Raw genomic sequence first — 12,455 nt, 5'->3', positions numbered from 1 at the left:
CGGCTCAGTCTCCTGAACCTTCAACCCGTTTCCCGTTGCCGGTGTGCCGTGTCGATGGAGGCGCATTATAGGGAGTTTCCGCGGGCTGACAAGTGTTTCTTTGAATTAATTTGCTGAGCGCATCTTTTTTAAACGAACGGGTTAAAAACAGACGTTTCGCGCCTGAATAACGCACAAAAACCGCCATTAAACGTTGTAAAGAGACCTGCCGTGGCGGATTGCGGGTGCTATTATTTTGCTTCTTGTCGCAGGATAACCCCAGAAGGACACTCAATGATAAGATCCGCGCGCAGCATGGCCGGTTTGCCATGGATAGCTGCCATGGCCTTTTTCATGCAGTCACTCGACGCCACCATACTGAATACTGCACTGCCCGCCATCGCCTCCAGCCTCGATCGTTCTCCCCTGGCCATGCAATCCGCCGTTATCAGCTACACCCTGACTGTTGCTATGTTGATTCCGGTCAGCGGCTGGCTTGCCGATCGTTTCGGCACGCGTAAGGTGTTTATCGTTGCCGTGTCACTGTTTACCCTTGGCTCACTGGCCTGTGCGCTTTCGCCTACGCTGTCGGTGCTGGTTATGTCACGCATCGTGCAGGGCGTCGGCGGCGCCATGATGATGCCGGTTGCCCGGCTGGCGCTGTTGCGTGCCTATCCGCGCAGTGAGCTGCTGCCGGTGCTCAACTTTGTCACCATGCCGGGATTAGTGGGTCCGATACTGGGACCGATGCTGGGCGGCGTTCTGGTCACCTACGCCACCTGGCACTGGATTTTCCTGATCAACATTCCAATAGGCATTCTCGGTATTGTCTTTGCACGCAAATATATGCCGGACTTCACCACGCCCAAGCGCCGCTTCGACTTTGCAGGCTTCTTATTATTCGGGGCCGGACTGGTGATGATCTCAATCGGTATTGAGCTGTTTGGCGAGCGGATTGTCTCAGCCTGGCTGGCGGGCGGGATATTACTGGGCGGGATTGTGCTGTTGCTCCTCTATATAGTGCATGCCCGGCGTCACCCTTCACCGCTGATCAGCCTGCCGATGTTTAAAACCCGCACCTTCTCAGTCGGCATCGGTGGCAACATCGCGTCACGTCTCGGCACGGGCTGCGTGCCCTTTTTAATGCCACTGATGTTGCAGGTCGGTTTTGGCTATTCAGCGATTATCGCAGGCTGCATGATGGCTCCCACCGCGATAGGCTCTATCCTGGCGAAATCCACGGTGACCCAGCTGCTGCGCTGGCTGGGATACCGCCGCCTGCTGGTCGGCATTACCGCCATCATTGGCATTCTGATCGCCAGCTTCTCCCTGCAGTCGCCTGCTGAGAGCATTATTGTGCTGTTACTGCCGCTGTTTATTCTCGGCATGGCCATGTCGACACAGTTCACGGCCATGAACACGATCACGCTGGCCGATCTGGATGATGACAACGCCAGCGGCGGCAACAGCGTGCTGGCCGTGACGCAGCAGTTAGCGATCAGTTTTGGTGTGGCCGTCAGCGCCGCGGTACTGCGCTTCTATCAGGAGTTTGAAACCAGCACCATTTCACAGTTTCACGCCACGTTTCTGACTATGGGCGTGATAACCGTCTTCTCCGGGCTGACCTTTATGCTGCTGAAAAACGGGGATGGACGTAACCTGATCACCAATCGCGACAGGAAGAAAAAGGCTTAAGCCGACCCACGCACCACGAGCTCCGGCGTCAGCACCAGCGTCTGCTGGCTGGCGTCGGGATCGCTGAGACGATGGATCAAGGTGTCTATCGCCAGTTCGCCCAAGGCATCTTTTGGCTGATGAACGGTACTCAGTGGCGGAGAAAGATAGCGCGCCAGTTCGATATCGTCATAGCCCATGACCGCCATCTGCTGCGGAACCTGCAGTCCCGCCTGATAGAGCGCATGGTAAACGCCGACCGCCATGGCGTCGTTGCTGGTGAACACCGCATCCGGTGGCGTGTCCAGTGCCAGCAGCTCTACCATCCCGTTGTAACCGCCCTGAAATTCAAAGTCACCGCTCACCACGTAGCCCGGCAGGATCTCAAGGCCGCTTTTTGTCATGGCGTTGCGATACCCCTGCAGACGCATGCGGGCTGGAGTCTTATCCTGCGGGCCGGCGATGCAGGCGATGCGGGTATAGCCGCTGTCGATAAGATGCTGAGTTGCCAGTTCGCCTCCCAGCAGGGCGTTATCCTGAATAATGTCGCCCCGCCCTTCAAATGGCGCCCAGTCCATCATGACGGCCGGGATAGAGGGGTAGCGATTCAGAATGTCTGCGGAAGGAAGGTGACTTTCGGTGCACATAATCAGTAAGCCATCGACGCGCTTTTGCATCAGCGTCTCAAGGCTGCGGTTCATCCGCTCCTCATCCCCGGCGGTGTTACAGAGGATCAGGCTGTAGCCACGCTGATAGCAGCTCTCTTCTACGCCCCGCACCACCTCCGCATAGAACGGGTTACTACTGGTGGTCAGCAACATGCCTATCGTGTGGGTCTGGTTGATCTTCAGACTGCGCGCCAGTGCCGAGGGGGCGTAATTCAGATGACGTATCGCCTGCTCGACTTTTTCCCGCACGCCTTCACTGACAAAGCGATTGTTGTTGATGACGTGCGAGACGGTGGAAGTAGAGACGCCCGCCAGGCGAGCGACATCTTTCATGGTACTCAAGCGCTTAGCCCTGCTGCTGCAAAAATTCATCGATCTCCGCGCGCCACGGCACGGAGGGCTGTGCACCCGAGCGGGTCACGGCAATCGCGGCGGCGGCGTGGGCAAATCGTACGGCCTCATAAATCGGCTTCTGCTCCAGTCGCGCGGTAATAAACGCACCATTAAAGGTATCGCCCGCCGCGATAGTATCGATCGCCTTCACGCTGAAGCCTGCAATGCGCTGGCCCTCACCCTGTTCGCTCAGCCAGACGCCGCGGCGCCCCAGCGTAATTAACACCGTGCCGATGCCCTTTGCATGTAACGCTGCCGCGGCGCGGGCAGCATCTTCATCGCTGTTGACGGCGATGCCGGTCAGGATCTCCGCTTCGGTCTCATTCGGCGTAATAATGTCGACCAGCGCCAGCAGGTCGTCAGAGAGCGGGGTGGCCGGGGCCGGATTGAGAATCACCTGGGTCTGATGCTGTCGGGCAAACGTGGCCGCGGCCAGAACGCTCTCCAGCGGTGACTCCAGCTGCATAAGAAGCGCATCGGCTGCAGCGATGACCGGCTGATGACGCGCCACACAGGCAGGCGTTAACGCCGCGTTGGCACCGGCGTAGATACCGATACTGTTTTCGCCGTCACCGTTAACGAAAATCATCGCCACGCCGGTGGACTCACCCGCAACCACTTCAACCGGGGTGGTATCAATATTGTCCTGCGCCAGCTGCTGACGAATCCGTTCACCCATGTCGTCAGCGCCCACACAGGCGATAAAGGCGATATCGGCGCCTGCGCGACCGGCGGCAACCGCCTGATTCGCACCTTTACCGCCAAACGCAATCTGATAATTCTGCCCGATCACCGTTTCACCGGGACGAGGAAAGTGCGCCAGATTAAGGATGTGGTCAGCGTTAATGCTGCCAAGAACGGCCAGTTTTGCGTTTTTGCTCATTAGGGGAGTCCGGAATAAGTGCGCCACCGGAAGGGTGGCGCGGTGCCCTGCTTTTCTTTGAGTTATTGAGTGACCAGCTTCAGGTCGACCGGATTGATCGCCTGCACTTTTTCACCCTTCAGCACTTTATCAGCGGTATCCACGCCGATCATGCCAATTTTGTCCGGCATCTGTGCCACGGTCGCGGACAGTTTGCCACTTTCAACCGCTTTCACGCCATCCGCCGTGCCGTCAAAACCGACCACGATCACACCGGTTTTACCGGCGGTCTGCAGCGCGCGCAGAGCACCCAGAGCCATTTCATCGTTCTGCGCGAAGACGGCCTGCACATCCGGGTGGGCCTGCAGCAGGTTCTGCATAACGTTCAGCCCTTTGGTGCGGTCAAAGTCAGCGGGCTGGCTGGCGAGGATCTGGAACTTATGCGCATCGGCCGCCTGTTTGAAACCTTCGCCACGTTCACGGGCCGCGGAGGTCCCGGCAATGCCCTGCAGCTCAATAATTTTCGCGTTTTCACCGACTTTTTTGGCGATGAAGTCACCGGCCATTTTACCGCCGAACCGGTTATCGGAGGCGACATGGCTGACAACTTTGCCCTGTGACGCGACGCGATCCAGTGTGATGACCGGGATGTTCGCCTGATTAGCCATCTTCACGGCATTGCCTACAGCATCCGAGTCGGTAGGGTTGATCAGCAGCAGTTTAGTGCCGCGCACCGTCAGATCCTGCACGTTTGCCAGCTCTTTCGCCGGATTGTTTTGTGAATCCAGCACCACCAGGTTGTAGCCCAGCTTATCGGCTTCTTTCTGCGCACCCTCTTTCAGCGAAACGAAGAAGGGGTTATTCAGGGTCGAAACCACCAGGGCGATGGTCTCTTTTGCCATAGCGCTGGTACTGAGGGTTGCGCCAAGGATGATGGCCAGTGCGGTTAACTTTTTCATCTTATTATCCTGTGTAAGGTCAGAGTTATTTACTGCTTTTATTATCCACCAGCACCGCCAGCAGGATGACTACCGCTTTAACGATCATCTGGTAGTAAGAAGAGACGCCCATCAGGTTCAGGCCGTTGTTCAGGAAGCCGAGGATCAGCGCACCGATCAGCGTGCCGAAAATACGCCCTTTACCGCCCGCCAGGCTGGTGCCACCCAGCACCACCGCGGCAATCGCATCCAGCTCATAGCCGGTGCCCGCAGTAGGCTGTGCCGAAGAGAGACGGGCCACTTCAATCGTGCCCGCCAGCGCCGCCAGCATGCCACTCAGTGAATAGACGATGATTTTGACGCGATTCACATTGATGCCGGAGAGACGGGTAGCCGCTTCGTTACCGCCCAGCGCATAGATATAACGGCCCAGGCGGGTATGCTGCAGCATGTACCAGGCGGCGATAAAGACCAGCGCCATCAGCCAGACCGGTGCAGGCACACCCAGCGGGCGACCAATACCAAACCAGCCCAGCAAATCGGCATTGGCGCTGAATCCGGTGTTAATCGGGCTACCGTCGGTATAGACCATAGTGACGCCGCGTAACAGCAGCATCATGACCAGCGTGGCAATAAACGCCTGTACCCTGCCGCGCGCCACGATGGTGCCGGTCAGGGCACCGATTGCCGCCCCCAGCGCCAGCGAGGCCGCCACCGCCACCAGGGCATTGACCTCCATACCCACCAGCGACGCGCCTACCGCACCGGTCAGCGCCAGTAGCGATCCCACAGAGAGGTCGATACCGGAAGTCAGGATCACCAGCGTCATCCCGACCGCCATAATGGCATTCACCGAGGTCTGCTGCAGGATGTTGAACAGGTTCGCGACGGTAAAGAAGTTCGGACTCTGACTGGCGACCACGGCTATCAGCACCATCAGCGCAATCAGCGACTTCTGCTCCAGTAACCAGCTTTTGCTAAACCAGCGGCGGCTGGCAGGTAACGTTTGGGTTGTCATACCACTAAATCCTCGCTGTGTTGCTTGCCTACGGCGGCGGCCATCAGACGTTCCTGAGTGGCGTCTTCCCGGGTAAATTCGCCGCTGATACGGCCTTCATGCATCACCAGAATCCGGTCGCTCATGCCCAGCACTTCCGGCATTTCCGAGGAAACGAGGATGATGCTCAGCCCTTCGGCCTTGAACTGGTTAATCAGTTGATAGATCTCTTTCTTCGCGCCGACATCCACACCGCGGGTCGGTTCGTCCAGAATCAGTACGTTGGGCCGGGTCATCAGTCCGCGGGCAATCGCCACTTTCTGCTGGTTGCCCCCGGAAAGCAGGCCAATCGGCTGCTCCATTGAGGGCGTTTTCACATTGAACAGCCGGATAAAATCGCCGACCGCCAGCTGCTCTGCCGCGTGCTTCAGCGACCCGTTGCCGCGACTGAAATAACGTAACGCCGTCAGCGACATGTTCTCTTTTACCGACATGCCCAGCACCAGGCCGTCGCGCTTACGATCCTCGGAGATATAGACGATGCCGTTAGCCAGCCCATCCTGTGGCGAACGCGTTACCACTTCGCGGCCGCTGAGCCACAGTTTGCCTTCATGGCGCGGCAGCGCGCCGTAAAGCACCTTCATCAGTTCGGTACGGCCCGCGCCCATCAGGCCGGAGATACCCAGAATTTCGCCTTTGCGCAGGCTGAAGCTGACCTTATCCACGCCCGGTCCGCTGACGTTTTCCACTTTCAGGCGCACGTCGCCGGGCGCCTGATCCAGACGGGGATATTGATCTTCCAGTTTGCGCCCGACCATCATCTCGATCAGGCTCTCTTCGGTCAGCGCGCTGACCGGACGCTCCGCAATAAACTGCCCGTCACGGAACACCGTGACGTCATCGCAGATCTCAAAGATCTCTTTCATGCGATGCGAGATGTAGACGATGCCGCAGCCCTGCGCTTTCAGCTCATTGATCACCCGGAACAGCGACAGCGTTTCGGTGTCGGTCAGCGCGTCGGTCGGCTCATCCATGATGATCACCTGCGATTCAAAGCTCAGCACTTTGGCGATTTCGACCATTTGCTGATCGCCAATCGACAGCTCGCCCACCAGCTTGTGGCTGCTGAAGCGCAGATTGAGGCGTTTGAGCAGCGCGTCGGCTTCGGCATACATGCGTTGCCACTGAATGCGGCCAAACCGGCTGACATATTCGCGACCAAGAAAAATGTTCTCCGCCACGGTTAACTGCGGGATCAGGTTCAGTTCCTGATGGATGATGCCAATGCCCGCTTCCTGCGACGCTTTCGGCCCACTGAAGCGGGTCTCTTTGCCGAGCCAGCGCAGCGTACCGGCATCATACTGGTAGATCCCGGTCAGGACTTTCATCATGGTGGACTTGCCTGCGCCGTTCTCTCCGACCAGCGCCATCACGCGACCTGCGCGGACATTCAGCGAAGCACCCTTAAGGGCTTTCACCCCTGGAAAGGATTTTTCAATGCCGTCGAGTTGCAGTAAAGGTTGCATAGCGGCCTCAGAAGGTCACACCGGCGCTGAGGATGACATTGGCAAACGGAGAGCACTCCCCGCTGCGAATGACCGCCTGGCTACGCTGCGTGTGTTGTTTGAACTGTTCATGCGAGAGGTAGCGGATGGTGATGACGTTCCCCTGCTGCTGCTGCAGGGCTTCGAGTGCGGCAATCAGCGCACGGTGAAGAGGCGGATTGTGCTGCTGAATCTCCTCCGCCATCAGGGCGCTTTCTACCTGCATCTCCAGGGCAACCGCATTCACCACCTGCATAAAATCGGGCGTACCCGGTGTGAGCGCCAGATCAATACGCTGCGGACCGGCTGGAATCGGCAGGCCAGCATCCGCAATCGTCAGCGTATCCGTGTGTCCCAGGCGGGCAATCACATGAGAGAGTTCAGCGTTTAACAGGCGACCTTTTTTCATCTTTTCACTCCACAGCGAAACGTTTCGCTGACAGGAGTGTATGAAATGCCGCCATCAACTCAACCGGCAAAGAAGAAATCTGTGATCGCTATCGAAACGTTTCGCTTACGCGGGCGAGAATTTGAATCAGGGCAGGAGAGGGGCTGAAAAAAGGATCGTGAAGGCAGTCTCAGGCGGCTGGCAAACTTAACGCCGGAAAAAACGGGCAGCAAGGGTTCAGCACCAGACAGAGAGGAGATGGACAGAGGAGGAAAGCGTCCCGCGCCGGGAGAGGCGCGGGCCTGAAAAAAAGATTAAGGCAGTTTCTTAACCTGTTTGACGTCCATCTCAATGCTGTTGAAATCTTTATCCAGCTCACCCGTCAGCTCAACATTGTCTTTCGGTGAGATGGTCTGGCCGTTCCAGTGCTTGTGGTCGATTTCGACTTTCATCGTGCCGGTCTGGTCGCGGAACAGATAATCTTCATCGCCGATCTGTTTCTCCAGCTTGCCGCGCACGGTGATCCAGCTGTCATCTTTCATCTCTTCCGCCTGCTTCACCGTCACCACACTGGTCTGGTCGGCACGAAAACCGCCCTGGCCAGCGGCAGCCTTCGTCTGTGCGGCGGGCGCACTGGGATCAACAAATCCGCCCTGCTGTGCAGCAAAAACCGGCGCGGAAGCCAGCATAACGACGGTCAGAATAGCAGCGTGCTTTTTCATGGTGTACCCCTTTTTTAGTGGTCGGTCCGGGTGGAACAGGCCCAGTTGACCACAGAGTTCTTAACAGCTTCTTAAGCATTAAAAATAGACGATATTTGCCGGAATCCGCTGTACAAGCAGGAGGGGGCTTCGTATAAAACGCTATCGGAACAGGGAGACATCATGCGTATTTTACTGATTGAAGACGATCGCTTAATTGGTGACGGTATTAAGGCAGGGCTGAGCAGGCTGGGCTTCAGCGTTGACTGGTTTACCTCCGGTGAGGCGGGCTTTAACGCGCTGGACGCGGCCCCCTGGGATGCGGTGATTCTGGATCTCTCTCTGCCCGAACGCGACGGGCTCGATATTCTGCGACAGTGGCGGCAGCAGGGCAAAGATGTTCCGGTGTTAATCCTGACCGCGCGCGATGCACTCGACCAGCGGGTCGAAGGGCTGCAGCAGGGCGCCGATGACTATCTGTGTAAACCTTTTGCCCTGACCGAGGTGGCCGCGCGCCTGCAGGCGTTGATTCGCCGCCGGCACGGCCAGCTTCAGCCTGAACTTCGTCACGGCAATGTGGTGCTGATCCCCGGCGGTCACAGTGTGATGCGCGAGGGGGAAACCATTGCGCTGAAAAGCCGGGAGCTGGCGCTGCTGGAGCTGTTTATGCGAAATCCTGGCCGGGTGCTGACGCGCAGCCAGCTGGAGGAGAAGCTCTACAGCTGGGATGCCGATGTCTCCAGCAATGCGGTGGAGGTGCATATCCATCATCTGCGTAAAAAACTGGGCAGTCAGTTCATCCGCACGCTGCACGGCGTCGGCTATACCCTGGGAGCCGCCGAATGCGATCAATGAGCCTGTTTCTGCGGCTTGGCATCGGTTTTGTGCTGCTGGTCGCTCTCTGCTGGGTCAGCGCCAGCCTCAGTGCCTGGCATCAGACGCGTGAAACCCTGGATGAACTCTTCGATACCCAGCAGATGCTGCTGGCAAAGCGTCTGCTGACACTGAATTTTTCGACGCTGGAGAACACCACGCTGCCAAAAACCAAAGCGATCCTGCGCCACCATCGCGGCGAACAGGATGACGACGCCCTGGCGTTTGCCGTCTTCACGCATGACGGCAGGCAGGTGATGAACGATGGGGATAATGGCCGCTATCTGCCGTTCGACGCAGCGTCTCAGGGATTCCATGAAGGTCAGCTCACGAATGATGATGATCGCTGGCGATTTGTCTGGCTCACCACTCCCGACAAGCAGTTTCGCGTGGTGGTCGGCCAGGAGCTGGAATATCGGGATGACATGACACAGGACGTAATGAAAGCGAGCGTGCTGCCCTGGTTGATCGCGCTGCCGTTTATGTTGCTGCTGCTGATGGGGCTGATCTGGTCTGAACTGCGCCCGCTGAAGAGGCTGGCGAAGCAGCTGGCGCAGCGCGCGCCCGATGATGATACGCCGCTGCAGGCCGGGCGGGTGCCGAAAGAGGTCCAGCCGCTGATGGTGGCGCTGAATGGCCTCTTCCGCCGCATCAGCGCCATGATGCAGCGCGAACGGCGCTTTACCGCCGATGCGGCGCACGAGCTGCGCAGTCCGCTGGCTGCACTGCAGGTGCAAAGTGAGGTCATTCAGCTGACGGCGGATGATGAGGTGATGCGCACCCATGCGCTGCAGCAGCTGGATGCCGGGATCCTGCGCGCCACGCGGCTGGTGGATCAGCTGCTGACGCTCTCGCGGGTGGAAGCTGACGATGCGCGCAGTGCCTTCGGGCCGGTGGCGCTGAAGCGCACGGTTCAGGAGACGCTGGCCGCCCAGCTGCCGCTGGCGGATAAAGCGGGCGTGACGCTGCGGCTGCATGCCGACGCCGATCCGCAGATTCAGGGGCATGCGCTGCTGCTGTCACTGCTGGTGCGTAATCTGCTGGATAACGCCATTCGTTATACGCCAGCAGGCAGTGAAGTTGATGTGCGGTTACAGGCGAACAGCCTGGCGGTGGAGGATAACGGCGAGGGATTGAGTGAAGCCGACCGCCAGCGTCTTGGTGAACGTTTCTGGCGACCGCCCGGTCAGGAGAAGAGTGGCAGCGGACTGGGACTCTCGATTGTGCGTAATATTGCCCAGCTGCACGGGATGCAGGTGAGCTTCAGCCAGCGTCCCGGCAGCGGCCTGTGCGTCACGCTGCGCTGGTCCGCGCCCACCCCGTAAGGCGGGCGCGACCCGTCAAATCTCGACCTGGGTGCCCAGCTCGATAACCCGGTTTGGCGGGATCTCGAACTGGTCGGGTGCGCGCAGTGCGTTGCGCTGCAGCGCCAGGAAGAGTTTGCCGCGCAGGCGCAGATACCAGGGGCGTTTGCCGATGATCAGCGACTCGTGCGACATAAAGAACGACGTCTCCATCATGCGGCAGTTCAGCCCTTCCAGCCCGCAGCGATGGAAAATCTCCTCAACGTTAGGCGTTTCACGCCAGCCGTAACTGGCGACCACCCGCCAGAAGGTCGGTGAGAGCTGCTCAATCGTCACACGCCGCACGTTGTGAACGTAGGGCGCATCTTCCGTTCTCAGCGTCAGCAGCACCACGCGCTCATGCAATACCTTGTTGTGCTTGAGGTTATGCAGCATGGCGAACGGAATCACATTCAGCGCACGCGACATATAGACCGCGGTGCCCGGCACGCGAACCGGCGGCGACTTCTCCAGCGAGGCGATCATCGCCTCCAGGGAGTTACCGTGCTCATGCATGCGACGCAGCAGGCGGAAACGCTCGCTTTTCCACGTCGTCATAATGATAAACATCACCAGACCGAGGCAGAGTGGCAGCCAGCCACCGGAGAAGATTTTCACCAGGTTGGCGGTAAACAGCGGCACGTCGATAAAGAGCAGCAGCACCAGGATGAGGCCGACGGCCAGCTTTTGCCAGTGCCAGTTTTTAATGGCCACGGTGCAGACGAGGATCGAGGTCAGGACCATGGTGCCGGTCACGGCGATACCGTAGGCCGCCGCCAGGTTACTCGAATGCTCAAAGCTGATAATCACAATCAGCACGGCGAAATAGAGCACCCAGTTGATGGCCGGAATATAGATCTGACCCGACTCGCGCTCAGAGGTGTGGATGATACGCATCCCAGGCAGATAGCCCAGTCGCACCGCCTGACGCGTCAGCGAGAAGACGCCAGAGATAACCGCCTGTGAGGCGATCACGGTGGCCAGCGTCGCCAGAATCAGCATCGGGATTAGCGCCCAGTCCGGGGCCAGCAGGAAGAAGGGGTTTTTAATCGCTTTCGGATCGCTGAGCAGCAGCGCGCCCTGACCAAAGTAGTTCAGCACCAGCGACGGCAGCACCACCGAGAACCAGGCCAGCCGGATCGGCACTTTGCCGAAGTGGCCCATATCCGCATAGAGTGCCTCCACGCCGGTAATCGCCAGCACGACAGCGCCCAGCGCGAAGAACGAGACCGACTTGTAGTGCAGGAAGAACTCAATGGCATAGGCGGGATTGAGTGCGTGCAGCACTTCCGGGTTTTTCATGATGCCGCAGGCCCCCAGGACCGCCAGCACCAGGAACCAGATCAGCATCACGGGCGCGAACAGTTTGCCCACCATACCGGTGCCATGTTTCTGAATCACAAACAGCAGCGTCAGCACCGCAATCGACATCGGCACAATAAAAGGATCCAGTGACGGCGCGGCAATCTCCAGGCCCTCAATCGCGGACATCACCGAAATGGCCGGAGTGATCACCACCTCCCCATAGAAGAAGCTGCCGCCAATCAGTCCCATGATCACCAGCACCGCCGTGGCGCGCGCACCGGTGTGGCGGCCCGCCAGCGACATCAGGGTCAGAATACCGCCCTCTCCGGCGTTGTCGGCGCGCATCACATAACTGATATATTTGAGTGAGACCACCAGCACCAGCAGCCAGAAAATCAGCGACAGAAAGCCAAACACTGCTTCCCGTTCAACGCCGAAACCAAACTGTCCGGAGAGACATTCACGCAGGGTATAGAGCGGACTGGTGCCGATATCCCCGTAAACAACACCAATCGCGGCCAGCGTTAATCCGGGAAGGGACTGCTTATTATCTGAGCTCATAGAGTTATCTTTTGTTGGAGTCTGAGAGGCGCAAACACCCCTCGCTCAGGCCATCAAAAAGCGCACAGTATGCACGTATTGGTGAAAATTCCTATACCCGCTTCGCCTTGCTCGCCGGATAACGGGGGCGCTTCAGGCGGTAAAATGTCAGTGGATACCGCGTGATAGCAGGCAAACCTTCTGATACAAAAAAGCTGACAGCTATCAACGCTTTCACGCATGATGATCT

General features: G+C 58.3%; 11 protein-coding genes. 3 read left to right on the top strand and 8 right to left on the bottom strand.

All coding sequences use genetic code 11. The features are described 5' to 3' along the window. Positions 1 to 273 precede the first annotated feature (273 nt). Positions 274 to 1,674 carry a multidrug transporter subunit MdtD gene (gene mdtD, locus HFD92_RS19510; protein ID WP_009088174.1) on the top strand — a complete coding sequence of 467 codons (1,401 nt, stop codon included), beginning with the start codon at positions 274 to 276 and terminating at the stop codon, positions 1,672 to 1,674. Here the strand turns inward: mdtD and rbsR are convergent. From rbsR to HFD92_RS19475, 7 genes are all read right to left on the bottom strand, one after another. Beyond that, a complete protein-coding gene (gene rbsR, locus HFD92_RS19505; RefSeq protein ID WP_009088175.1) occupies positions 1,671 to 2,663 on the bottom strand; it encodes a ribose operon transcriptional repressor RbsR in 993 nt (330 codons plus the stop codon). The genes mdtD and rbsR overlap by 4 nt on opposite strands. 4 nt (positions 2,664 to 2,667) lie before the next feature. Beyond that, positions 2,668 to 3,597, bottom strand: coding sequence for a ribokinase (rbsK, locus tag HFD92_RS19500; protein ID WP_167429527.1), 930 nt, complete (start codon positions 3,595 to 3,597; stop codon positions 2,668 to 2,670). 62 nt (positions 3,598 to 3,659) lie between these two features. Beyond that, positions 3,660 to 4,535, bottom strand: coding sequence for a ribose ABC transporter substrate-binding protein RbsB (gene rbsB / locus HFD92_RS19495; RefSeq protein ID WP_009088177.1), 876 nt, complete (start codon positions 4,533 to 4,535; stop codon positions 3,660 to 3,662). 25 nt (positions 4,536 to 4,560) lie between these two features. Next, complete coding sequence (gene rbsC, locus HFD92_RS19490) at positions 4,561 to 5,532, bottom strand: ribose ABC transporter permease (protein WP_009088178.1); 972 nt, start codon at positions 5,530 to 5,532, stop codon at positions 4,561 to 4,563. Beyond that, entirely contained in the window at positions 5,529 to 7,037 is a 1,509-nt protein-coding gene (rbsA, locus tag HFD92_RS19485; RefSeq protein ID WP_167429526.1) for a ribose ABC transporter ATP-binding protein RbsA, read from the bottom strand. The genes rbsC and rbsA overlap by 4 nt, the downstream gene beginning before the upstream one ends. Before the next feature lie 7 nt (positions 7,038 to 7,044). After that, positions 7,045 to 7,464 carry a D-ribose pyranase gene (gene rbsD / locus HFD92_RS19480; protein WP_058957197.1) on the bottom strand — a complete coding sequence of 140 codons (420 nt, stop codon included), beginning with the start codon at positions 7,462 to 7,464 and terminating at the stop codon, positions 7,045 to 7,047. Positions 7,465 to 7,757: 293 nt separating this feature from the next. Then, positions 7,758 to 8,165 carry a YgiW/YdeI family stress tolerance OB fold protein gene (locus HFD92_RS19475; RefSeq protein WP_009088181.1) on the bottom strand — a complete coding sequence of 136 codons (408 nt, stop codon included), beginning with the start codon at positions 8,163 to 8,165 and terminating at the stop codon, positions 7,758 to 7,760. 162 nt (positions 8,166 to 8,327) lie between these two features. Between HFD92_RS19475 and qseB the strand changes: the two genes are divergently transcribed. Continuing rightward, positions 8,328 to 8,999 (top strand): quorum sensing response regulator transcription factor QseB, encoded by a 672-nt coding sequence (qseB, locus tag HFD92_RS19470; RefSeq protein ID WP_009088182.1) that lies wholly within the window; start codon positions 8,328 to 8,330, stop codon positions 8,997 to 8,999. Next, entirely contained in the window at positions 8,987 to 10,342 is a 1,356-nt protein-coding gene (gene qseC / locus HFD92_RS19465; protein WP_185185214.1) for a quorum sensing histidine kinase QseC, read from the top strand. Before qseB ends, qseC begins: the two co-directional genes overlap by 13 nt. A 15-nt stretch (positions 10,343 to 10,357) precedes the next feature. Here qseC and kup read toward each other — a convergent pair whose 3' ends face one another. Then, positions 10,358 to 12,226, bottom strand: coding sequence for a low affinity potassium transporter Kup (gene kup / locus HFD92_RS19460; protein WP_009088184.1), 1,869 nt, complete (start codon positions 12,224 to 12,226; stop codon positions 10,358 to 10,360). Positions 12,227 to 12,455 lie beyond the last annotated feature (229 nt).

It is taken from the genome of Pantoea sp. EKM101V (assembly GCF_011800325.1).
Lineage (GTDB): Bacteria > Pseudomonadota > Gammaproteobacteria > Enterobacterales > Enterobacteriaceae > Pantoea > Pantoea anthophila.
The sequence above is the reverse complement of the archived record's forward strand: the minus strand, read 5'-3'. Positions and strand labels throughout refer to the sequence as shown.

Excerpts from the sequence above, each read along its gene's own strand:
- rbsA (WP_167429526.1), bottom strand. The coding sequence starts at position 7,037 with ATGCAACCTTTACTGCAACTCGACGGCATTGAAAAATCCTTTCCAGGG.
- HFD92_RS19475 (WP_009088181.1), bottom strand. The coding sequence starts at position 8,165 with ATGAAAAAGCACGCTGCTATTCTGACCGTCGTTATGCTGGCTTCCGCG.
- rbsD (WP_058957197.1), bottom strand. The coding sequence starts at position 7,464 with ATGAAAAAAGGTCGCCTGTTAAACGCTGAACTCTCTCATGTGATTGCC.
- rbsK (WP_167429527.1), bottom strand. The coding sequence starts at position 3,597 with ATGAGCAAAAACGCAAAACTGGCCGTTCTTGGCAGCATTAACGCTGAC.
- mdtD (WP_009088174.1), top strand. The coding sequence starts at position 274 with ATGATAAGATCCGCGCGCAGCATGGCCGGTTTGCCATGGATAGCTGCC.
- kup (WP_009088184.1), bottom strand. The coding sequence starts at position 12,226 with ATGAGCTCAGATAATAAGCAGTCCCTTCCCGGATTAACGCTGGCCGCG.
- rbsB (WP_009088177.1), bottom strand. The coding sequence starts at position 4,535 with ATGAAAAAGTTAACCGCACTGGCCATCATCCTTGGCGCAACCCTCAGT.
- qseB (WP_009088182.1), top strand. The coding sequence starts at position 8,328 with ATGCGTATTTTACTGATTGAAGACGATCGCTTAATTGGTGACGGTATT.
- qseC (WP_185185214.1), top strand. The coding sequence starts at position 8,987 with ATGCGATCAATGAGCCTGTTTCTGCGGCTTGGCATCGGTTTTGTGCTG.
- rbsC (WP_009088178.1), bottom strand. The coding sequence starts at position 5,532 with ATGACAACCCAAACGTTACCTGCCAGCCGCCGCTGGTTTAGCAAAAGC.